Origin of the sequence: Lysinibacillus sp. FSL M8-0216 (assembly GCF_038595555.1) — a bacterium.
Lineage (GTDB): Bacteria > Bacillota > Bacilli > Bacillales_A > Planococcaceae > Lysinibacillus > Lysinibacillus fusiformis.
The window spans coordinates 89,127-110,796 of sequence record NZ_CP152007.1; the positions used below are offsets into that span (position 1 = coordinate 89,127).

20 protein-coding genes and 3 tRNA genes are annotated in these 21,670 nt (G+C 38.9%); 19 read left to right on the forward strand and 4 right to left on the reverse strand.

The genetic code is table 11. The features are described 5' to 3' along the window. The first annotated feature begins 28 nt into the window (after positions 1 to 28). Positions 29 to 466 carry a S1 domain-containing RNA-binding protein gene (locus MKX57_RS00435; RefSeq protein ID WP_008180281.1) on the forward strand — a complete coding sequence of 146 codons (438 nt, stop codon included), beginning with the start codon at positions 29 to 31 and terminating at the stop codon, positions 464 to 466. A gap of 89 nt (positions 467 to 555) precedes the next feature. Here the strand turns inward: MKX57_RS00435 and MKX57_RS00440 are convergent, their stop codons facing one another. The 4 genes from MKX57_RS00440 to MKX57_RS00455 all read right to left on the reverse strand — a co-directional run bounded on the left by MKX57_RS00440 (position 556) and on the right by MKX57_RS00455 (position 1,188). Continuing rightward, on the reverse strand, positions 556 to 807 hold the full coding sequence (locus MKX57_RS00440) for a hypothetical protein (protein ID WP_043990716.1): 252 nt from the start codon (positions 805 to 807) through the stop codon (positions 556 to 558). 143 nt (positions 808 to 950) lie between these two features. Then, positions 951 to 1,022: transfer RNA gene (locus tag MKX57_RS00445), tRNA-Glu, on the reverse strand. A 5-nt stretch (positions 1,023 to 1,027) separates the two neighbouring features. Continuing rightward, a tRNA-Met gene (locus tag MKX57_RS00450) sits at positions 1,028 to 1,104 on the reverse strand. 9 nt (positions 1,105 to 1,113) lie between these two features. Further along, positions 1,114 to 1,188, reverse strand: a tRNA-Gly gene (locus MKX57_RS00455). Positions 1,189 to 1,636: 448 nt separating this feature from the next. Between MKX57_RS00455 and MKX57_RS00460 the strand changes: the two genes are divergently transcribed. The 18 genes from MKX57_RS00460 (at position 1,637) to MKX57_RS00545 (ending at position 21,378) form a co-directional block, all read left to right on the forward strand. Next, positions 1,637 to 4,021, forward strand: a complete 2,385-nt coding sequence (locus MKX57_RS00460; protein WP_089987302.1) for a SpoIIE family protein phosphatase — start codon at positions 1,637 to 1,639, stop codon at positions 4,019 to 4,021. Positions 4,022 to 4,057: 36 nt separating this feature from the next. Then, positions 4,058 to 5,464: a tRNA lysidine(34) synthetase TilS gene (gene tilS / locus MKX57_RS00465; RefSeq protein WP_008180286.1), complete on the forward strand. Its 1,407-nt coding sequence runs from the start codon at positions 4,058 to 4,060 to the stop codon at positions 5,462 to 5,464. 67 nt (positions 5,465 to 5,531) lie between these two features. Next, a complete protein-coding gene (gene hpt, locus MKX57_RS00470; RefSeq protein ID WP_008180288.1) occupies positions 5,532 to 6,074 on the forward strand; it encodes a hypoxanthine phosphoribosyltransferase in 543 nt (180 codons plus the stop codon). A gap of 281 nt (positions 6,075 to 6,355) precedes the next feature. Beyond that, complete coding sequence (gene ftsH, locus MKX57_RS00475; RefSeq protein ID WP_043990717.1) at positions 6,356 to 8,386, forward strand: ATP-dependent zinc metalloprotease FtsH; 2,031 nt, start codon at positions 6,356 to 6,358, stop codon at positions 8,384 to 8,386. A 162-nt stretch (positions 8,387 to 8,548) separates the two neighbouring features. Beyond that, entirely contained in the window at positions 8,549 to 9,382 is an 834-nt protein-coding gene (locus MKX57_RS00480; protein ID WP_008180292.1) for an aldo/keto reductase, read from the forward strand. 178 nt (positions 9,383 to 9,560) lie between these two features. Beyond that, positions 9,561 to 10,328 (forward strand): type III pantothenate kinase, encoded by a 768-nt coding sequence (locus tag MKX57_RS00485; protein WP_025116969.1) that lies wholly within the window; start codon positions 9,561 to 9,563, stop codon positions 10,326 to 10,328. 21 nt (positions 10,329 to 10,349) lie between these two features. Next, entirely contained in the window at positions 10,350 to 11,231 is an 882-nt protein-coding gene (gene hslO, locus MKX57_RS00490) for an Hsp33 family molecular chaperone HslO (RefSeq protein WP_008180295.1), read from the forward strand. Continuing rightward, on the forward strand, positions 11,215 to 12,186 hold the full coding sequence (locus MKX57_RS00495) for a peptidyl-prolyl cis-trans isomerase (RefSeq protein ID WP_008180297.1): 972 nt from the start codon (positions 11,215 to 11,217) through the stop codon (positions 12,184 to 12,186). Before hslO ends, MKX57_RS00495 begins: the two co-directional genes overlap by 17 nt. A gap of 274 nt (positions 12,187 to 12,460) precedes the next feature. Beyond that, complete coding sequence (gene cysK, locus MKX57_RS00500; RefSeq protein WP_107922832.1) at positions 12,461 to 13,390, forward strand: cysteine synthase A; 930 nt, start codon at positions 12,461 to 12,463, stop codon at positions 13,388 to 13,390. 180 nt (positions 13,391 to 13,570) lie between these two features. Then, positions 13,571 to 14,950, forward strand: a complete 1,380-nt coding sequence (locus tag MKX57_RS00505; protein WP_089987424.1) for an anthranilate synthase component I family protein — start codon at positions 13,571 to 13,573, stop codon at positions 14,948 to 14,950. Next, complete coding sequence (pabA, locus tag MKX57_RS00510) at positions 14,947 to 15,528, forward strand: aminodeoxychorismate/anthranilate synthase component II (RefSeq protein WP_008180302.1); 582 nt, start codon at positions 14,947 to 14,949, stop codon at positions 15,526 to 15,528. The genes MKX57_RS00505 and pabA overlap by 4 nt, the downstream gene beginning before the upstream one ends. Then, positions 15,529 to 16,368: an aminodeoxychorismate lyase gene (gene pabC, locus MKX57_RS00515; protein WP_008180304.1), complete on the forward strand. Its 840-nt coding sequence runs from the start codon at positions 15,529 to 15,531 to the stop codon at positions 16,366 to 16,368. A 13-nt stretch (positions 16,369 to 16,381) separates the two neighbouring features. Beyond that, entirely contained in the window at positions 16,382 to 17,236 is an 855-nt protein-coding gene (gene folP, locus MKX57_RS00520; RefSeq protein WP_008180306.1) for a dihydropteroate synthase, read from the forward strand. Further along, positions 17,236 to 17,601 (forward strand): dihydroneopterin aldolase, encoded by a 366-nt coding sequence (gene folB, locus MKX57_RS00525; RefSeq protein ID WP_008180308.1) that lies wholly within the window; start codon positions 17,236 to 17,238, stop codon positions 17,599 to 17,601. Before folP ends, folB begins: the two co-directional genes overlap by 1 nt. Beyond that, the gene (folK, locus tag MKX57_RS00530) at positions 17,601 to 18,113 is read left to right on the forward strand and encodes a 2-amino-4-hydroxy-6-hydroxymethyldihydropteridine diphosphokinase (RefSeq protein WP_008180310.1); all 513 of its coding nucleotides are present in this window, start codon (positions 17,601 to 17,603) and stop codon (positions 18,111 to 18,113) included. Before folB ends, folK begins: the two co-directional genes overlap by 1 nt. Positions 18,114 to 18,180: 67 nt before the next feature. Further along, the gene (dusB, locus tag MKX57_RS00535) at positions 18,181 to 19,221 is read left to right on the forward strand and encodes a tRNA dihydrouridine synthase DusB (protein WP_342550672.1); all 1,041 of its coding nucleotides are present in this window, start codon (positions 18,181 to 18,183) and stop codon (positions 19,219 to 19,221) included. A 176-nt stretch (positions 19,222 to 19,397) separates the two neighbouring features. Further along, on the forward strand, positions 19,398 to 20,900 hold the full coding sequence (gene lysS / locus MKX57_RS00540) for a lysine--tRNA ligase (protein ID WP_008180313.1): 1,503 nt from the start codon (positions 19,398 to 19,400) through the stop codon (positions 20,898 to 20,900). Between the two features lie 196 nt (positions 20,901 to 21,096). Further along, a complete protein-coding gene (locus tag MKX57_RS00545; RefSeq protein WP_008180315.1) occupies positions 21,097 to 21,378 on the forward strand; it encodes a hypothetical protein in 282 nt (93 codons plus the stop codon). Positions 21,379 to 21,670: the final 292 nt, after the last annotated feature.

A 21,670-nucleotide genomic window follows, 5' to 3' on the forward strand; every position in this document is an offset into this window, starting at 1 on the left:
TTAATTTTTAAGGAGGAGCATTTTTTTTATGTCAATTGAAGTAGGCAGCAAGGTACAAGGTAAAGTAACAGGAATCACAAATTTTGGAGCATTCGTTGAGCTGCCAGATGGCAAAACAGGCTTAGTTCACATTAGTGAAGTTGCTGACAATTATGTAAAAGATATCAATGAGCATCTAAAAGTTGGAGATGAAGTTGAAGTAAAAGTGATGAATGTTGAAGCGGACGGAAAGATCGGTCTTTCAATCCGTAAAGCAAAGCCTCAAGCTGAGAGACCAGAGCGTCCAGAGCGTCCAGCGCGTCCACGTCGCGATAATCGCTCTAACGATCGTAACGACCGCCACCAGCCAAAAGAAAATTTTGAGCAAAAAATGGCACGCTTCTTAAAAGATAGTGATGAACGTCTAGCAACACTTAAACGTGCTACAGAGTCAAAACGCGGAGGTCGCGGAGCTAGAAGAGGGTAGTTTGCTGACTGTTTTAATCGTAGAAAAAGTGTATGATATAGTGCTGGGATTAGCTTTGAAAAAAGCTAATCCCTTTTTTGTGGACTGACCTATAAAGTTGAGGAAGGTCCCTTTTTCTTTTTGATAGGTGTGGCTACTTTTTCATCAGCAGGAGTAATGGGTGCTTTTTCTGCTGGACGAATAACCATTTTAACAAGTAAAAAGACGCCATATATGCTTACAGCAAGCCCGCAAAGTAGTAACATTATTTGAACAACAAATGGTAAATTAATAAGTATTGAAACAAGAATAATCATTGAGCCACTTCCACAAATTAAAGCAGCTTTAGTTAATGCGCTCAAGGAAAATAAACCTCCTAAAAATACAATCTTATATGTAGTATGCCATATTTTATATGTAGTCACATAGTCGAACCTTATACATATCATATTGTAGAATAAAAAATAGGCGTCTCAGAATATCATTCTGAGACGCCTATTTGAGATGACCCCTACGGGATTCGAACCCGTGTTACCGCCGTGAAAGGGCGGTGTCTTAACCACTTGACCAAGGGGCCTATTATGGTGGCGGCCGAGGGGATCGAACCCCCGACCTTACGGGTATGAACCGTACGCTCTAGCCAGCTGAGCTAGGCCGCCAATTTTTTATGGAGCGGAAGACGAGGTTCGAACTCGCGACCCCCACCTTGGCAAGGTGGTGTTCTACCACTGAACTACTTCCGCATGTCGCTTAAGCAACAAGTTAAATAATACAAGCCATTGGTCTTAGTGTCAAGAAGATTAATAAAAAAATATCAAAAAATATATTTTACAATAAAATTCTTTAAACAAGATGAGACAGAGTCAGCTATATAAAGATATTTTAGCGGATTTTTTGTTCTTAAGTAGAATTGTCTTGCTGTAATCATTGAAAAGAGAGGGGAATAGTTGATAGCACGCCAATTTAGAAGATTCCATGTTAAAGGGGAGGCGATATCTGATATATTGTCTGGAACAGAAAACTTCATATAGGATCACAATGACCAACAATTACAAAAGAAATTATTGCCAATTTGCGTATTTATGTATACGTATTCGTCGAAATGTTTATATTTTTTAATGCCAACGTCAGACAATCTTTCCATGCATAATTCTTTATAATAGCCAAAAGTGCGGGAAAGGGGATAATTAAATGACAAGTATTGAATGGTATAATACAGCAAATGTAGAAGACCGAAAATTAGGGATAAAAAAGAAGCAAGTCTTCATAGGCACCCTATTTTTTTTAACATCCTTTTTTTTGGCTCAATCCGTTGTATTTGAAGCAGCAGTACCGTTCTCAGTTCCTTTTTGGGCAATTATTCGAACAAAGTATAGGGAGTACGCCAAATTCGTTTTATTTGGAAGCTTGGTCGGCTGTTTTTTCCTAGGCTTTGGACAAGTTGTGATTTTAGCATTACAAATCATTATGTATGAATGTATTATGCGTTTCCGTTACTGGCGACTTCCTCAAAGTATTGCCGTCTCTTTAGCTGTTTTATTGGTGCAAATTATGTGGCAAGGGGCGATGTATCAAGGCTTACCACCAGTGCTTGTACAATTTTATGTAGGCTGTGAAGCGGCACTAGCTCTAATTATGACCCTATTTATGCAAGTGCTTTTCGTCAATTCATATGAATGGTTTACGAGTCATTGGACTTACGAGAAGCTTGGGTCAGGGTTAGTAGTGTTTGCTGCTATGCTTACAGGGATGCAAGCAGTTGTGTTTAGCTATTTTTCGCTCCCTATATTTTTATTGCAGCTTTTTATTTGTTTTGGTGCATTAGTCGGAAGTGTACCGTTAGCAACGGTAATCGGAGCGGTATTAGGAACGCTCATTGGTGTTGCTAAGCTCTCCTTTACCGGTATGCTATCTGTTGCCACTTTAACAGGACTATGTGCAGGTATGGGGGCTAAAGGCGGTAGATTCGGGGTTGCAATCGGAAGTATCTTGCCTAGTGTGTTTTTTTTATTTTATGATGCAACATTGCCATTAGATAGTGTGTATTTCACTTCCATTGCCATTGGAAGTGTTCTTTTCCTAACGATCCCTAGAAAATATTCAGATAAGGTGAGGGACAAGCTCTTCCCACAACGGGAGGAAATTTTACTCGCAAGACAAAATTGGTTAACTGAACATGTCACATACAAATTAGAACATTTTCAGCATTTCGTGCAATTTATGAAGGAGCTGGTATTTGATCGTTTTATGACCGCGCCAGTTGAAGAGGCGAAGGAAGTATCCCCGATGAATACATGTTTAAGCTGTTTCCGTCATGATCATTGCTGGGGAGCTCAAAATAATGGGATGGACAAGCTGATGACAGATTGGTTTCATATGAAGGGAGTAGGTAAAGAATCGGCTATTCATCGTGTAGAAGAACAAATCCGCTATAAATGCGTAAAATCGACAAAGATTTTTGAAGAGTTGGATACGGAATTATACAGGGAACGTATTAACGGGCAGTACTTTCATGGTAAAAAAATGATTGCACTACAGCTCCGCGATATGAGTAATCATTTAAACCAATTAATTGCTGAGATGAAGGAGGATACGATTTCTTTTGTAAGTGTTGAAAAGGATATCATTGAACGTTTAAAGGATGCTCATATTGAATGCTTTCAGCTAGATGTACTTAACAATAAACCGGGGGCTAGAAAGATAGTTTGTGCTTTGGCGCCAGCCCGTGTCGACTGGGAGAAAGATACAACATTAGCTGAACGGATGATTTTGCCTATTCTTTACGAAATTTTTAATGAGCCATTTGAAATTGAAAAAGTAGTGGCCTGTGAAATGCCGTTTCGTCATATACAAATATGCTTTAGATCAGCTATTAGCTTTGAAGTAGAGTATGATATATATAGCATGTCTAAAGATGCGACATTGTATTCTGGGGATTCACACGCACTTTTCCAATTACATCCAGGTCTATTTGCCATTTTATTATCGGATGGTATGGGGCAAAGTAAAGAAGCGCAACATGAAAGTAGAAAATTAATACATTTAATGCGAGAGTGCCTTAATTATAATATGAATCCTGAAACTGCAATGCATACATTGCATTATGTCATGTCATTAAAACAACAGGATGATATGTATGCAACCCTTGATTTCGCACTAGTGGATTTACAGCATGGTGATTTATGGTCATGGAAGGCTGGGGGAATGTCGACCTATATTTTGCGTGGAAAGGAAGTCATAAAGGTTGAGAGTAATGCAGCACCTGTAGGTTTCCTATCGATTTCTGCGGTAGAGGCTGAAAAAAGAAAGCTGAAAGCAGGGGATGTCATTTTAATGCATTCAGATGGACTGTTTTCTAGTGTTGCCGATTGGGATGAGCAAGAGGAGACGTTTTTAGCTTATGCACAGCAGGTAGCCAGTACAAATAATACTATCCAAGAAAAGCTAACAACGATAATGCAGTCATTCCAAGATTACTTTGAAATAGAAGATGATTGTACTGTACTCATGTTAGAAGTGACACATGTTGTTCCGACATGGGCTGTATTTAGACCAGCACAATATTCTATGAGCTAATCATTTTTTGTATTATCGAAAGGGGAGGAGAAGCGTTTGTCATTTGAATTAAAGGTTAAGACATTTATTGAAAAAGAGCAATTATTACAGCAAGACGACCATCTTCTCATCGCCGTTTCGGGTGGAGTAGATTCTATGGCTTTACTCCATTATTTTGTTCAAACACAAGAGCACTGGAACATTCGGGTGGAAGCAGTACATGTCGACCATATGCTTAGGGGAGAAGCTTCTGCTGAAGATAGGGCATTTGTACAAAAGTATTGTGATGAAAATGACGTTTATTTACATGCCACAGCGATCTCCATACCAACAATACTGGCACTGGAGAATGGAAATACTCAGCTAATATGTCGTAGAGAAAGGTATCGATATTTTAAAGAGGTTTTGTACAAAACGAATGCGAATAAGCTTGTAACTGCACATCATGCGGATGACCAACTGGAGTCAGTATTAATGGCCCTGACAAAAAATGCGACGATGAATAGCATGCAAGGCATACGCCCTCAGCGATATTTTGAAGGAAAATCATTAATTCGTCCGTTTTTAACGGTTACAAAGACTGAAATAGGGGAATATTTACTTAGAAAAGGTTTAAATTATCGGGAGGATGTCAGTAACTCCAAAGACACTTATGTACGAAATCGTTTCAGACATCATGTCGTGCCTTTACTGGAGGCTGAAAATCCGAGAGTGACCGAACAAGTGACCCATTTTACATCGCAATTGCAAGAAGACAATACCTTTTTAATGACATTAGCCGAAGATGTATTTTCCAAAACCATTAAAAGAAGTAATGAAAATACATATAGCATGGAAATTGAGGCTTTTCAATTGGTACCACTTGCTTTACAAAGGAGGCTCATTTTAATACTATTAAACTATCTTTACAAAGATTCAAATACGATACAAAGTTATGCTTTATTGACTTCAATTTTAAAGCTTTGTGATACGACAGCAGGGTATGCTGAAATTCACTTGCCTGAAGATTTCCTTGCAGTTCGCCGTTACGGAAAATTAATGATTCAGAAGAATAGTTCAACAGAGGACTACCCTTCTTCTGAAAAAATAATTATTTCGGCTGCTAATGGGTGGACAACACTGACGAATGGTAAACGCTTATGCGTAGTCAAGTTGCACGATTTATCGTCCGAATTGATGACGGATACTGCACAACTTTTTTATTTTAACGCTAGCAAACTCCACCTTCCGCTCTCTATTCGAGCACGCAAGGATGGAGACAGAATGCTGTTAAAAGGAATGGATCAGCCAAAACGCTTATCTCGCCTTTTTATAGATGAAAAGATTCCTTTAAATGAGCGGAATAGCTGGCCGTTACTGATTTCTCAGTCTGATGAGGTGGTAGCGGTAATTGGTGTGCGTATGGGAATGTTTTTTTCAACCACTCCGCAACCAAACGATGATACAGTGCTCATCGTAGACTAAGGTCTTTGTAAAATATTTCACCGTAATTGGTTGAAGATTTGTTGATACATCACGAGGAGGAATCGATATGTTACAAAATGACATCGAAAAAGTAATGATTACAGAAGAACAATTGCAAGAAAGAATTGCAGATCTAGGTGCACAATTAACAGAGGAATACAAAGATGCATTCCCATTAGCTGTTGGTGTTCTTAAAGGAGCAATGCCATTTATGACAGATCTCATGAAACGTTTCGATTCTTTCATTGAGCTAGATTTTATGGATGTTTCTAGCTATGGCAATGCTACCGTGTCATCTGGAGAAGTAAAGATTTTAAAGGATTTAAATACGAGCGTTGAAGGACGTGACGTATTAATTATCGAGGACATCATCGATAGTGGTTTAACGTTAAGCTATTTAGTAGACTTATTTAAATATCGTAAAGCCAAATCCATTAAAATTGTTACATTACTTGATAAACCATCAGGTCGAAAAGTGAACCTATCGGCTGATTATGTTGGTTTTAAAGTTCCAGACGGCTTTGTGGTTGGATATGGTTTAGATTACGCTGAAAAATATCGTAACCTACCTTATATTGGTATCTTGAAACCTGAAGTTTATTCATTTTAAGATATAAAACGACCAGCTTTAAAAGTTATGGCCTCCAGCGCAGTCAAGTGTTTTTCATTATGGTTAACATAATTCGAAATCTTGACACAATGTTCAGCTATTTCGAGCCCATGGAACAGGTACAATTACGCTGGGATGTATTAAGATGGCCTAAAAACTGTTTTGATAATAGCAAAAAATGAACGAAACATTTTTTAAGTAGGGCTTTTCGTTGTATGATGAAATCATGATATGTTAAGATTTTACTTATAATTTTTCTGTTTGTAATGAGGAGGCTGGAGATGAATCGAATATTTCGATATACCATATTCTATCTACTGATTTTCCTAGTGATTATCGGTATTTTTGGTACTTTCAACGGTGGCAATTCACCAACGAAAGAGTTAACTTATCATGAGTTCCAACAAGCTCTAGATAAGAAAGAAATAACAAGTGCTACAATTCAACCTGATAAATCAGTTTATGTCGTAGAAGGTACATTAAAAGGTTATGAAAAGGGTCAAAGCTTTACAGTGAACATCCCTCGAGATAACCAATCATTAATGGATCGCATCGATGAGGCTGCTAAGGAAAAAAATAGTAATATTAAATATTTAGCAGCGCCAGAAACGAGTGGATGGATTCAATTCTTTACAGGAATCATCCCTTTCATTATCATCATTTTCTTGTTCTTCTTCCTAATGAGCCAATCTCAAGGTGGCGGTAATAAAGTGATGAGCTTTGGTAAGAGTAAAGCTAAACTTTATGATGACCAAAAGAAAAAGGTTCGTTTTACAGATGTAGCGGGTGCTGATGAAGAGAAAGCAGAGCTTGTAGAAGTTGTAGACTTCTTAAAAGACCATCGTAAATTCACAGAGATTGGTGCTCGTATTCCAAAAGGTATCTTACTTGTAGGTCCTCCAGGTACAGGTAAAACATTACTTGCACGTGCTGTGGCAGGCGAAGCAGGCGTTCCATTCTTCTCAATTTCAGGTTCTGACTTTGTAGAAATGTTTGTCGGTGTCGGTGCATCACGTGTCCGAGATCTATTCGAAAATGCAAAGAAAAACGCACCATGTATTATCTTTATAGATGAGATTGATGCAGTTGGTCGTCAACGTGGCGCTGGTCTAGGCGGGGGTCATGACGAGCGTGAACAAACACTGAACCAGTTGCTAGTTGAAATGGATGGTTTCGGGGCAAACGAGGGTATTATTATCATCGCTGCAACAAACAGACCAGATATTTTAGATAAAGCATTATTACGTCCAGGTCGTTTTGACCGTCAAATTACAGTAGGACATCCTGATGTAAAAGGACGTGAGGCGATTCTTAAGGTACATGCACGTAACAAGCCTTTAGCAGATACAGTTGATTTAGCAGCAGTTGCACAACGTACGCCAGGTTTCTCAGGTGCCGATTTAGAAAATTTACTAAATGAAGCTGCTCTTGTAGCCGCTCGTAAAAGTAAACGTACCATCAATATGGCAGATATCGATGAAGCTTCTGACCGTGTAATCGCTGGTCCAGCTAAAGCGAGCCGAGTATATTCAGCCAAAGAGAAAAAACTTGTATCCTTCCACGAAGCTGGTCACGTAGTTGTTGGTCTAGAACTTGATGAAGCGGATACAGTTCACAAAGTAACAATTGTTCCACGTGGTCAAGCGGGTGGATATGCTATTATGTTACCGAAGGAAGAACGTTTCTTTACAACAAGACAAGAGCTTTTAGACCGTATTGCTGGACTGCTTGGTGGTCGCGTAGCTGAAGAAATCGTTCTTGGTGAAGTCTCTACGGGGGCACATAACGACTTCCAAAAGGTTACAAGTATCGCACGAGCTATGGTTACTGAATATGGAATGAGTGAAAATCTTGGTGCAATGCAATTCGGTTCAAGTCAGGGTGGAAATGTATTCCTTGGCCGCGACTTTAATTCGGACCAAAATTACTCTGATTCTATAGCTTATGAAATTGATAAAGAAATGCAAAAAATTATTGATACGCAATATGAGCGTACGAAACGTATCCTAACAGAGAATCGTGAGTTACTTGATTTAATTGCTAACACGTTAATGGAGAAAGAAACATTAAATGCGCAGGAAATCGAGCATTTACGTGATCATGGTGTTTTACCAGCACCAGAGGCTGTCGAAAAAATTGAGGGGAATAACACTCCGAAAGTGGAAACGAAGCCAACATTAGATACGATTGGTGAGCCAGTTGTTGAAAAAGAGCTATTAAGTAAAGAGCCAAACCCAACAACTTTAGACCTTGCAAAAGAAGGCAAGGAATCAAATGAACCACCTAAGGGTATCGACGAAAAACGTGAATAAATTGGAAAGACTGTTTACTGCAAAATGAGTAAACAGTCTTTTTCTTTGCCTTTTATTATGAAAAAGCATTAGGATATTAGTGGAAGACAGCTACATATGACTTCGCACAAATGGTGGAGACAAGATGTATTTGTAAAGACAAATGGATAGGAGTGTTTTCGCATGGGAACTGTAACGTTGAATAATGGACTTAAAATGCCTTTGGTTGGTTACGGTGTATTTCGTGTTCCAGAAGGAGAAGACCTAGCTGAAGCCGTAAAAATGGCTATTGCGAAAGGTTATCGAAGCATCGATACGGCACAAGTATATCGTAATGAAGAAAGTGTTGGACGAGGGATACGAGCAGCCATAGAAGAAGGTTTGGTTACGCGTGAAGAACTATTTATAACATCTAAAGTTTGGAACGATGGACTTTCCTATGAAGAAACACTTGCCGCTTATGATAGTAGTTTAGAGAAAATAGGATTAGACTATTTGGATCTATATTTAGTACATTGGCCAGGCATTGATACAAATTATGTAGATGTCTATAAGGCACTGGAAAAGATTTATCAAGATGGTCGTGTGCGTTCAATTGGTGTTAGTAACTTCCATGTACAACATTTAGAAAAACTTTTGAATGAAACTACGGTTATTCCTGTTATTAATCAAATCGAATTCCATCCACATTTAACGCAAGTGGAAGTACGTGCTTATTGTACAGACAAGGACATCCAAGTAGAGGCTTGGTCTCCTTTAATGAACGGCGCCTTATTGGAGGAAGCATTGATTCAAGAGTTAGCATCTAAATATGGCAAAACGCCTGCTCAAATCGTATTACGCTACGATGTACAGCACAACGTTGTAACTATCCCAAAAACGATGACAGCCACTCGTATGGTGGAGAATCTTGATGTTTTTGACTTTACATTAACAGATGGTGAAATGGCTCAACTGGATGCTTTAAATGATGGTCTACGCTGTGGTCCAGATCCGGAAAAATTTAATTTCAAATAATTTTTTTAAGGAGCGTCCTAGCTGAGGATGCTCTTTTTTTAGAAGGTTGGAATACTATTTCCTAGCATAAAAAGTATGGTATCATTTTCTAAAGTGTTTTAACTTTAAGTTAGATGGATAATGTAAGTTGTAACAGTAGGTTGGCGAAAGTTACAATGATGATATGGGGGTGTCAACCATGATTTTAGTTTTAGATGCAGGGAATTCTAATATTGTGTTAGGGGTTTATGATGACAACGAACAATTAGCCTTCCATTGGCGTATGGTGACAGACCTTTATAAAACAGAAGATGAATATGCTATGCAAGTTCTTTCGTTTTTTAATCATGCAGGTATTTCATTTGAACAAATTACGGGCATTATTATATCCTCAGTTGTGCCACCAATTATGTATTCATTAGAGGCAATGTGTCAGAAGTATTTTCGAAAAAAACCTCTAGTAGTGGGTCCTGGTGTTAAAACGGGTTTGAATATTAAATACGAAAATCCTCGAGAGGTTGGTTCAGACCGTATTGTTAACGCTATAGCAGCTTTAGACTTATATAAAGCACCTTGTATTATAGTTGATTTTGGTACAGCAACAACTTATTGTTATTTAAATGAAAAAGGCGACTATATGGGTGGTGCGATTGCGCCAGGTATAACCATTTCGACAGAGGCTCTTTATACTCAGGCTGCTAGATTGCCGCGTATTGAAATATTAAGACCTACACATATTGTAGGAAAAACAACCGTTTCCGCCATGCAGGCCGGAATTTTTTATGGCTTCGTAGGACAAGTTGAGGGCATTGTTAATCGGATGAAGGGACAAAGTAAAGAGGAGCCATTAGTAATTGCTACAGGTGGATTAGCAAATCTAATTGCAGGGGAAACGCAAATTATTGATGTTGTGGATCCGTTTTTAACGTTAAAGGGTTTATATAAACTGTATAAACGTAACCAATAAGAAATGAGGGACATTTCATTTATGAATGATTATTTAGTTAGAGGTTTAGGATTTAATGGACAGGTACGTGTATTTGCAGCCCGTACAACAGCAACAGTTGGAGAAGCACAACGTCGTCACGATACATGGCCAGTTGTATCAGCTGCTCTAGGGCGCTCTATGACAGCGGCTGTAATGATGGGTGCTATGTTAAAAGGTGAAGAGAAGATTACAATCAAGATTGAGGGTAATGGTCCGATTGGTCCAATGGTAATCGATAGTAATGCACGTGGAGAAGTACGTGGATTTGTCACGAATCCTCATGTTCATTTCGATTTAAACGAGCAAGGTAAGCTAGATGTGCGAGCAGGCGTTGGGACTGAAGGAGCTCTAACAATTGTTAAGGATCTTGGTTTGCGAGATATGTTTTCAGGCCAAACACCAATTGTTTCAGGTGAAATTGCTGAAGATTTTACTTATTATTTCGCTACGTCTGAGCAAGTACCTTCATCAGTTGGTTTAGGCGTATTAGTTAATCCGGACAACACAATTCTTGCTGCAGGAGGATTTATTCTGCAATTAATGCCAGGCTGTGAAGAGGAAACAATCAATGAAATCGAACAGCATCTTGCTACAATAGAGCCAGTTTCGAAAATGATTGAAAAAGGCTTTACACCTGAGCAAATTTTAGAAGCTGTATTAGGAAATGGCCATCTACAAATTTTAGATTCCATGCCTGTTGAATTTAAATGTCAATGTTCAAAAGAGCGGTTTGGTGCAGCAATTTTAGGTCTAGGAATAGCTGAAATTAAAGAAATGATTGAAGAGGATGACAGTGCAGATGCACAATGTCATTTCTGCTTAGAGACCTATCATTTTTCAAAAGAAGAGTTAGAAGGGTTTATTGATGAGCTCAAATCGTAATAGACGACCTTCTGCCACTACAACACCAAACCAAACCCCTTTACTACAGCGCCGTTTAAAAACAAAACCAGCTCTGTCTGTCATTGCGGTATTGTTATTAGGTAATATTTTATGGTTCATTGCATGGGCTATCCCAAATAAAAGTCAGGAAATTGGTAGCGATGAACAAGTCGCTGCCATTGACGGGGATGTTATCACGCGCCAAGAGTGGATGATTGCTATGGAAGAGCGATATGGCAAAGAAACACTACAAAATTTAGTCAATGAATCTGTAATGGAAAAGGCAGCAAAGACATATAAAATTAAAGTTACTGATCAAGAAATTGATCTCGAATTAGCCTTAATGCGTTCTGCTCAAGATAAATTTGATACAGCAATGCAAAATCTCTCAGCGGAGCAACTACGCCAAAAAATTCGTTCACAACTTATTTTAGATAAGGTACTCACAAAAGATGTAGTGATAAGTGAAGAGAGTATTGAAAAGTACTATGAGGAAAATCAAGGACTATACAATACAAAAACAAGCTATCGTACCAATTTTATTGAGGTTGACGCCAAGAAAGCGGCTGATGAGGCGCTGGGTGAGTTAAAAAATGGCTCTGATTTTTCAGTGCTAGCCCGTGAGATTTCCTTAGATAGTGCTTCGGCGAGTTTAGGGGGAGACGTTGGCTTCCTGACGGAAAATCAGGAAAACGTGGATCCTGCCATTATTAATGCTGTGAAATCTACAAAGGCAAATGAGGTAAGTAAAGCCTTTAAGTTAGATAATGGTCATTATGGCATTGTACAGGTGCAAGAGGTTTTAGAGGGACAATCCTTTACATATGACGATGTGAAAGAACATATCGAGCGTGAATTAGCTTTAGAGCAGTTGCCACAATCTGTTACACCTGAAGCGTTTTGGTCTGAATTTAATGCTACATGGTATTATGGAGAATCTAAAAAAGAAAAATAATAAATGAAAGAATCTGCAAGTTCTTTGCGGGTAGCATAAGTCTAAAAAACTTGCAGACAGTGGATGTCATCAGAATGGACTTACCCGACAAATGGTGCAGATTCTTTTTGTCTTTATGCGATGTTTGATGGACTAGCAAAGGCGCCATCCATTGACAGTAGATAAATATTCTGAAAATACAAGTTTTATTTATTGACAATCGAATGGAAAAATTGATAAAATACAAAATAAGTAAAACCTATAAAAATAGTAGGGATTGGGAGTGGATTATTAAATGAGTAGATTAGCGAACTCGATAGCTGAATTAGTTGGTAAAACACCAATCGTTAAATTAAATCATGCAACAAGTGAAAATGAAGGTACTGTTTATGTAAAATTAGAATATTTTAATCCGGGAAGCTCAGTGAAAGACCGTTTAGCGTTAGCCATGATTGAAGCGGCAGAAAAAGATGGAACATTACAACCAGGTGGTACGATTATCGAGCCGACATCTGGTAATACAGGTATTGGTCTTGCTATGATTGCTGCTGCTAAAGGCTATAAAGCAATTTTAGTGATGCCAGAAACAATGAGCTTAGAGCGACGAAACTTACTTCGTGCTTATGGTGCGGATCTTGTATTGACTCCTGGACCAGCGGGTATGAAAGGCGCTATTGCTAAAGCAGAAGAATTATCTGCAGAGCATGGCTATTTCCTACCACAACAATTCACGAACCCAGCGAATGCTGTTATTCACCGCCTAACTACAGGCCCTGAAATTGTTGAAGCATTCGATGGCTTAACACTAGATGCATTTGTAGCTGGAGTTGGTACTGGTGGTACTATTACAGGTGCAGGTGCCGTATTAAAAGAAAAGTATCCCAATGTTGAAATTATCGCTGTAGAGCCAAAAGATTCGCCTGTTCTTTCTGGTGGTCAGCCTGGCCCTCATAAAATTCAAGGGATTGGAGCAGGGTTTGTGCCAACAGTTTTAGATACAGAGATTTATTCGTCTGTATTCCCTGTTGAAAACGAGGTAGCTTTTGAAGTAGCTCGTAAAGTAGCTCGTGAAGAAGGTATTTTATGTGGTATATCGTCAGGCGCTGCGATCTATGCTGCAATTGAAGCCGCAAAACGTTTAGGTAAGGGTTCAAATGTCCTTGCTATTGTTCCTTCGAATGGTGAACGTTATCTATCAACACCTCTCTATCAATTTGAAGACTAATTTAAGTTAATAGAAAAAAGACTCCTTCCTGATAAGGAGTCTTTTTTAGTGCGCTTAGAATTTCATAGAGCCTTATAAAAATATTCGCATCTATGTAATATTCACGTTAAGATGGAATCACATCAAAAGATTTAAAAGGGGAAAGCTAACTTGAAGACAATTTTGACGAAAACAGTAGAGATGGATGCAGATTCATTTTTTTATAGTTATAAAAAGCAAACTGAGACACAAGATTCGCATGTCTTTTTAGAAAGTGGACGTGGTGGTCATTTTACAATAGCTGCTTGGAATCCATTAGCAACCGCACAATCGGTAGAGGACGGACTTTTAGTAAATTGGAGAAATGGCAGAAGCGAAGTTTTACCAGGTGAATCTCTTGCATTGTTGGAAGAACTCGTGGCGGAATACCAGGTTCCCCATAATGCGGAACTTCCAGTTTTTCAGGGGGGAGCTATTGGATTTGTAACATATGATTATGCGCGCAATATTGAAGTGCTTCCTAATACAGCTAATGACGATCTACAAATACCAGATATTTATTTTTATTTGTTTGATAGCTGGGCAGTACATGATGTGAAACACAATACGGTCACGTTAATGAAGCTAGAAGATTGTGTTGTTGACTTAGAAGAATGGGCTACTAATTGGCAAGTTGCAGCCCGTGATGGACTTGCTACGCGTAAATTTGAAAAGACCAATGCTATAGAAGTAGTCAATGACGAGAGTGAATTGCTTGTGTCATTCGCAGGGACTGACTTTGAGGCGGCGGTGCAGAAAATTCAAACCTATATCGCACAAGGTGATGTGTTTCAGGTGAATTTATCAGTTCGTCAATCTAAAAACTTAAATACGACAGCGATGGATGTATATGAGGCATTAAGAGCCTTTAATCCGTCACCTTACATGGCTTATATGGAAGCCCCTGATTTTGCGGTTGTTTCTGGATCACCTGAGCTTTTAGTTAAACGCCAGGGTCAAGAATTATCAACAAGACCCATTGCGGGAACGCGTCCAAGAGGGAAATCTGAAGAGGAAGATTTAGCATTAGCTCAAGAATTAATTGACAATGATAAAGAACGCGCAGAGCATGTGATGTTAGTAGATTTAGAGCGTAATGATTTAGGGCGAGTATCAACCTATGGAACAGTAGAAGTAGATGAGTTCATGGTCATTGAACGCTATTCGCATGTTATGCACATTGTATCTAATGTTCGGGGAGAAATAGCGGAAGGCAAAACAAACGCTGATGTTATCCGTGCAATGTTCCCAGGCGGTACTATTACTGGTGCACCAAAGATACGAACAATGGAGATTATCGAAGAATTAGAGCCTGTAAGACGTGGCTTATACACGGGTTCTATTGGCTGGCTCGGCTATACTGGGGACATGGAGTTTAATATTGTGATTCGTACAGCATTTATAAAAGATGGGATCGCGCATATTCAGGCAGGAGCAGGTATTGTCATTGATTCTGTTCCAGAAAGAGAATATCAGGAATCTTTAAATAAGGCGAAGGCCATGTGGCAGGCAAAGGCCATGGCGGAGGGGCGAGCAAAATGATTTTAATGATCGATAACTATGATTCATTTATTTATAACATCGTACAATATTTGGGTGAGTTTGGTCATGAAGTAATAGTAAAACGAAATGATGTATTAACAATAGAGGACATAGAGCAACTTGCACCAGATATGATAGTTATTTCACCGGGGCCGTGTAGTCCAAATGAAGCGGGTGAAAGTCTGAATATTATCCGATATTTCGCGGGAAATATTCCAATTTTAGGTGTTTGTCTTGGACATCAGGCTATTGCGCAAGTGTTCGGTGGTCAGGTAATACGGGCTGAGCGCCTTATGCATGGGAAGATATCCCCTGTATTACATGCTGAAGTTGGTTTACATAGAGCTATGCCAAACCCATTTCAAGCTACTCGCTATCATTCTCTCATTGTAGAAAAAGAGACACTACCGACTTGTCTAGAAGTAACCGCTTGGACAGAAGAGGGAGAAATTATGGGGCTTCGTCACAAGGAGTATCCAATAGAGGGTGTACAATATCACCCAGAATCTATTATGACTGAGCAAGGTAAACAACTCCTTCGTCAATTTATAGAAATGTACGTAGAAGGAGTTAAATAGATGCAGTGCTGGATGAATGGAAGCTATATGGCAGCCGAGGATTTGCGAATTTCCCCTTTTGACCATGGTTTTTTATATGGTTTGGGCTTCTTTGAAACGTTCCGAACATATGAAGGGCAGATATTTGAATGGGATGCACATATGAAAAGATTACAGCAGGCTTTATCACAATATCGCATTCATTTAACCTATCCTGAAAGTGTTTTATTTGAAGTTGTGCAACAATTAAATCAGCAAGCTGGTGGTCAGGATGGCTATTTCCGTCTTAATGTTTCAGCAGGTGAACATAATATTGGTTTGCAGCCAACAGAATACATGCAACCCAATGTCATTATCTTTCGTAAAGAATTACTGGATACACCTCGTGGAACTGAAAAGACAGCTCAGTGGCTTACTACACCACGTAATTCGCCTGAACAAGGGGTGCGCGTCAAATCACATCATTATGGCAACAATGTGCTTGGCCGTTTCGAGCTGCCGTCTTTGGCACAGCAAGAAGGTTTCTTTTTAACGGAAGCCGGCTACGTTGCAGAAGGTGTAACCTCAAATGTTTTTTGGGTAAAAAATGATATACTATATACGCCTTCTTTGGAAACAGGCATACTACCTGGCATTGTTCGAGCTTGGGTTATAAAAAAAGCCGATGCTCTTGGTATTGAAGTAAGAGAAGGCTTTTATATGAAGGAAGACTTACAACAAAGTACGGAATGCTTTATTACCAATTCCGTGCAGGAGCTTGTACCGATCATTCATATAGAGAACCAGCAATTATTAGGTAATAAAGGACCTGTTTATTCGTGTTTACATGATGCATTTGCTCAAGAAGTGGAGCAACGATAGAGGGAGCGTTTGTATGCTAGATAAATATATAAAACCATTAACCATTAATGGTATTACATTAGACTTTACAAAAGAAACGTTTGTAATGGGTATTTTAAATGTTACACCAGACTCCTTCTCTGATGGAGGAAAGTTCAACAGTGTCGAAGCTGCGGTAGCTCAAGCGAAAAAAATGGTAGCGGATGGTGCTAAAATTATTGATGTAGGCGGAGAGTCTACACGTCCTGGTTATGAGCGTATTTCAGATGAAGATGAAATTACACGTATTGTACCTGTTATACAAGCATTATTGAAAGAAGTAGATGCCATTATTTCGGTTGATACGTATAAAGCAAACGTAGCGCGAGCTGCCATTGAGGCGGGGGCGCATGTGATAAATGATATTTGGGGAGCAAAAGCTGAACCGGAAATTGCACAGGTTGCAGCTGATTTACATGTTCCAATAATTTTAATGCACAATCGTGAAAATATGGATTATGGTGTTGATTTTTGGTCAACGGCGAAAGCGGATTTAGATGAAAGTATTGCTATCGTACATCAAGCGGGGGTTCCTGATCATCATATTATCCTAGATCCTGGTATCGGCTTTGCTAAAAACACTGAGCAGAATATAGCCATGATGCAACACTTAAAGGATTTAGTGGAGATGGGCTATCCTGTGCTTTTAGCAACATCACGTAAATCCATGATCGGCAATGTCTTGAAGCTACCAGTTAATGAACGTCTTGAAGGTACGGGAGCAACGGTAGTTTATGGAATTGAAAAGGGCTGTCATATGATACGCGTTCATGATGTAAAGGAAATGGCACGTGCAGCGCATATGGCTGATGTACTAGTAGGGAAACGACTGTATAAGGAGGAGGCATAATGGATTATATTCATTTAAAAGATATGCAGTTTTATGGTTACCACGGTGTATTAGCGGCAGAAACAACTCTTGGTCAACGTTTTCGAGCAAATGTTTCGCTGGCTGTAGATATGACAAAGGCTGGAGAAACGGATGACCTCGCTTATACGGTAAATTATGCAGAGGTCTATGCTTTGTGTCGTGATATTGTAGAAGGAGAACCTTTTAAGCTTATTGAGGCACTTGTTGTGAAAATGGCAAACGTGATTTTAACAACATACCCTGAAAAAATAAAGGGCGTTCGTGTAGAGCTGATCAAGCCAGACCCACCAATCCACGGCTATTACAAAGAAGTGTCTGTTGAGGTAACGAGAGGTGATTTTTAATGAAGGATGTCTATTTATCAATAGGAACAAATATGGGTGAGAGATATGAAAACCTTCAACAAGCTGTTGCTCTTTTAAGAGAGAAGGAGAACATTGAGGTTGTTCGTGTTTCATCTGTTTATGAAACGGCAGCTGTAGGCTATACAGATCAGGCAGACTTTTTGAATATTGCTGTTCATCTCAAAACCGATGCATCATCTACTGAAATGCTGAAGATTTGCCAATCGATTGAGCAAGAGTTAGGGCGTGTGCGAGAATTTCGTTGGGGTCCACGAATCATCGACCTTGACATTTTACTTTACAATCAAGAAAATATTGAAACAGAGAACCTACTTGTTCCTCATCCAAGAATGTATGAGCGAGCTTTCGTCTTAGTGCCACTGGTAGAGATTACTCCAGCACCTTTCGGAGATCAGCTACAACAAGCACATCATTTATTGCAACAGATGGACTGTGAGCGTGAAGGTATAAACTTGTGGCAGCCAACTAACGAACCTCTTATAGTGAGTTAGGTAGGCGCTTTATATAATTTTAAATTAAGGATAAATAGGTACATGCCTATATAGGAGGAAGACAACGTTGAGTCAAACAACAGAGAAGCCCTTTCAAATTGGCGATATTGTCATGGACAACCGTGTTGTATTAGCTCCAATGGCAGGGATTTGTAATTCTGCTTTCCGATTAACCGTTAAGGAGTTCGGAGCAGGGCTTGTATATGCTGAAATGATTAGTGATAAGGGCATTGTTCAAAAAAACGAAAAAACATTAGGTATGCTTTATATCGATGAACGTGAAAATCCTCTGTCACTACAAATTTTTGGTGGAGATAAAGAAACATTAGTAGAGGCCGCTAAGTATGTAGATCAAAATACATCCGCTGATATTATAGATATCAATATGGGGTGCCCTGTTAATAAAATCATTAAATGTGAAGCGGGAGCTCGCTTGCTTTTAGATCCTAATAAAGTGTATGAAATGGTAGCCGCTGTGGTGGATGCAGTGAAAAAGCCTATTAGCGTAAAAATGCGAATTGGTTGGGATGATGAGCATATCTTCGCTATTGAAAATGCCCAGGCTGTTGAACGTGCTGGTGCGTCAGCGGTAGCGGTTCATGGTCGTACACGTGTACAAATGTACGAAGGGAAGGCGAATTGGGATATCATTCGTCAGGTAAAGGAAAATGTGAAAATCCCTGTTCTTGGTAATGGTGATGTAGAAACGCCGCAGGACGCTAAACGAATGCTAGAAACTACAGGTGTAGATGCAGTGATGATTGGTCGTGCCGCTTTGGGTAACCCATGGATGATTTATCGTACAGTTCAATACCTAGAAACTGGTGAATTAAAGGAAGAACCGAGTGTACGTGAAAAAATGGACGTCTGTCTACTTCACTTTGAACGTCTGCTCCAATTAAAAGGAGAAGGTATAGCAGTTCGTGAAATGCGTAAGCATGCATCTTGGTATTTGAAGGGAATTAGAGGTAATGGTAAAGCACGTAACGCTATTAACCAAACAGAAACGGCAGCAGAGCTTCGCGCGTTATTAAATGGCCTTGTTCAAGAGTATGCAAAATCCGAGTCCAATCTCATGATCCCTGAAGCAAAAGAATTAATTATTTAAGATAAAGATACCGTGAGCGTCTCAAGTTTTGACAGAGACGCTTTTTTTGCGCGCTTTAATTTTTAGAATTATTAATTATATTATCTTGTATTGAAAATAAACTGAAACAGATGATTACAGCATTAAAATTGTGTACAATAGAAATATTATGGACGTAAACGCTATTTATTTAAGGAGTGAAACAAGTGTCAAACATAGAAGAATTAAATGACCAGCTTTTGGTGAGACGCCAAAAAATGACGACTATATTAGAGAACGGACAAGATCCATTTGGTAGCCGTTTTGAACGTACGCATTTGTCAACAGAAGTAAAGGAACAATTTGCAGATCAAACAAAAGAGCAACTAGAAGAAAATCTGCAAGAGGTTATTATTGCGGGTCGTATAATGACGAAGCGCGGTAAAGGAAAAGCTGGCTTTGCACATATTCAAGATTTGGGTGGCCAAATTCAAATCTACGTTCGTCAAGACCATGTAGGTGAAGAAGCGTATGAATTATTTAAACAAGCTGATTTGGGAGATATCGTAGGTATCCGAGGGAATGTATTCCGCACACAGGTTGGCGAGCTCTCAGTAAAGGCAGAGGAATTCACATTCCTTACAAAGGCGCTACGTCCTATGCCAGAGAAGTTCCATGGTTTACAGGATGTTGAGCAACGTTATCGTCAACGCTACTTAGATCTTATGACGAATGAAGAAAGCAAATTAACATTTATAGCACGTTCTAAAATTATCCGTGCTATCCGCAACTATCTTGATAACTCTGGATATTTAGAAGTAGAAACACCAATGCTTCATACAATTGCTGGTGGTGCGGCTGCTCGTCCATTTATTACTCATCATAATGCACTTGATATGGAATTATATATGCGAATCGCAATCGAACTGCATTTAAAACGCTTAATTGTGGGTGGTTTAGAAAAGGTTTATGAGATTGGACGTGTATTCCGAAACGAAGGGATCTCGACACGACATAACCCTGAATTTACAATGATTGAGCTCTATGAAGCATACGCTGACTATCAAGATATCATGTCTCTTACTGAAAACCTTATAGCACACGTTGCTCAAGAAGTTCTTGGAACGACTACAGTTCAATATGGAGAAGATGAAATTAACCTTGCAGTGGGCTGGAGACGAGTTCACATGGTTGATGCCGTAAAAGAAGCAACTGGTGTAGACTTCTGGCAGCCGATGACAAAAGAGCAAGCTCAGGCTCTTGCTAAAGAACATGGAGTAGAAGTGAAAGATGTTCATGAAGTAGGTCATATTATTAATGAATTCTTTGAGCAAAAAATAGAAGAAACACTTGTACAACCTACATTTGTATATGGGCACCCAGTGGAAATCTCGCCTCTTGCAAAGAAAAATCCAGAGGACGAGCGTTTCACAGATCGCTTTGAGCTATTTATTGTTCGTCGTGAGCATGCAAATGCCTTCACAGAATTAAATGACCCAATCGATCAACGTCAGCGCTTTGAAGCACAATTAGCAGAGAAAGCAGCTGGTAATGATGAGGCACATGAAATGGACAATGATTTCATTGAAGCTTTGGAATATGGTATGCCTCCAACAGGTGGACTAGGCATTGGTATTGACCGATTAATCATGCTATTAACAAACTCACCTTCCATTCGTGATGTATTATTATTCCCGACAATGCGTCATATTACTAAATAGTCGTAGCATCTTTTCTAACAGTAAGATAAGAATAGAATGAAGAGGAGAATTTGCTGGATAAGGCAATTCTCCTCTTTTTTGTATTAAAAAAATTAAGTTGTTTAAACGTGGATTATATTTAGGTTATACTTTTATAGTTCTATGTTTTTATAAACGACAGTAGATAAAAAAGAAGTATTTTTATTGGGGGCATATAATGAATTACAAAATTATTAACAAACAAGTATTTGAACAGGCTCAATTACGTTCTGTATCGGATGTTCCATTTACAGAAGAAGAACTTGAGCATGGAATGAAATTAGTAGTTGCCAAAAAAGACGAGAATCTTACTTTATATTTAGTAGAGATAGACGGACATAAGAAGTTTGATGTTCGCTGGGATGATTCTTCTGAAATTTTTAGTGGCTGGTATTCCGCGTGGGATAATTTCCTGTGGTGTTTAAATATAGTTGATCCACAAGATGATGGCTTAAAGTAGTAGCGCGAAGCTTGAATAACAAACGATGAGGTTTTTTAGTTGAGTAAGCAGGAGAAAATGAAGCAGATGCTTTTAACTCCTGCTTCTATGTTTTAGTCTTTAATTTGTTGAGTTTTAAAAGAAAGCAATGTATAGTAAAACAAATCATTTAAGTTAGAACAGAGAATGATATAAAATCTACATTCTCATAAGTGTAGAAAATAGCTTACTAATGCATGTTTTTTCAATAATATCATTTTCTATGAAAAAAATACTTGCGAAGTAATTACGAACATGATAAATTATTACTTGT

What these genes read in the sequence shown, in the direction of transcription:
- ftsH (WP_043990717.1), top strand. Translation starts at nt 6,356, where the DNA reads ATGAATCGAATATTTCGATATACCATATTCTATCTACTGATTTTCCTA.
- folP (WP_008180306.1), top strand. Translation starts at nt 16,382, where the DNA reads ATGCTAGATAAATATATAAAACCATTAACCATTAATGGTATTACATTA.
- MKX57_RS00495 (WP_008180297.1), top strand. Translation starts at nt 11,215, where the DNA reads ATGAGCTCAAATCGTAATAGACGACCTTCTGCCACTACAACACCAAAC.
- pabA (WP_008180302.1), top strand. Translation starts at nt 14,947, where the DNA reads ATGATTTTAATGATCGATAACTATGATTCATTTATTTATAACATCGTA.
- hpt (WP_008180288.1), top strand. Translation starts at nt 5,532, where the DNA reads ATGTTACAAAATGACATCGAAAAAGTAATGATTACAGAAGAACAATTG.
- folB (WP_008180308.1), top strand. Translation starts at nt 17,236, where the DNA reads ATGGATTATATTCATTTAAAAGATATGCAGTTTTATGGTTACCACGGT.
- pabC (WP_008180304.1), top strand. Translation starts at nt 15,529, where the DNA reads ATGCAGTGCTGGATGAATGGAAGCTATATGGCAGCCGAGGATTTGCGA.
- MKX57_RS00435 (WP_008180281.1), top strand. Translation starts at nt 29, where the DNA reads ATGTCAATTGAAGTAGGCAGCAAGGTACAAGGTAAAGTAACAGGAATC.
- folK (WP_008180310.1), top strand. Translation starts at nt 17,601, where the DNA reads ATGAAGGATGTCTATTTATCAATAGGAACAAATATGGGTGAGAGATAT.
- MKX57_RS00505 (WP_089987424.1), top strand. Translation starts at nt 13,571, where the DNA reads ATGGATGCAGATTCATTTTTTTATAGTTATAAAAAGCAAACTGAGACA.
- hslO (WP_008180295.1), top strand. Translation starts at nt 10,350, where the DNA reads ATGAATGATTATTTAGTTAGAGGTTTAGGATTTAATGGACAGGTACGT.
- MKX57_RS00545 (WP_008180315.1), top strand. Translation starts at nt 21,097, where the DNA reads ATGAATTACAAAATTATTAACAAACAAGTATTTGAACAGGCTCAATTA.
- MKX57_RS00485 (WP_025116969.1), top strand. Translation starts at nt 9,561, where the DNA reads ATGATTTTAGTTTTAGATGCAGGGAATTCTAATATTGTGTTAGGGGTT.
- MKX57_RS00480 (WP_008180292.1), top strand. Translation starts at nt 8,549, where the DNA reads ATGGGAACTGTAACGTTGAATAATGGACTTAAAATGCCTTTGGTTGGT.
- MKX57_RS00460 (WP_089987302.1), top strand. Translation starts at nt 1,637, where the DNA reads ATGACAAGTATTGAATGGTATAATACAGCAAATGTAGAAGACCGAAAA.
- cysK (WP_107922832.1), top strand. Translation starts at nt 12,461, where the DNA reads ATGAGTAGATTAGCGAACTCGATAGCTGAATTAGTTGGTAAAACACCA.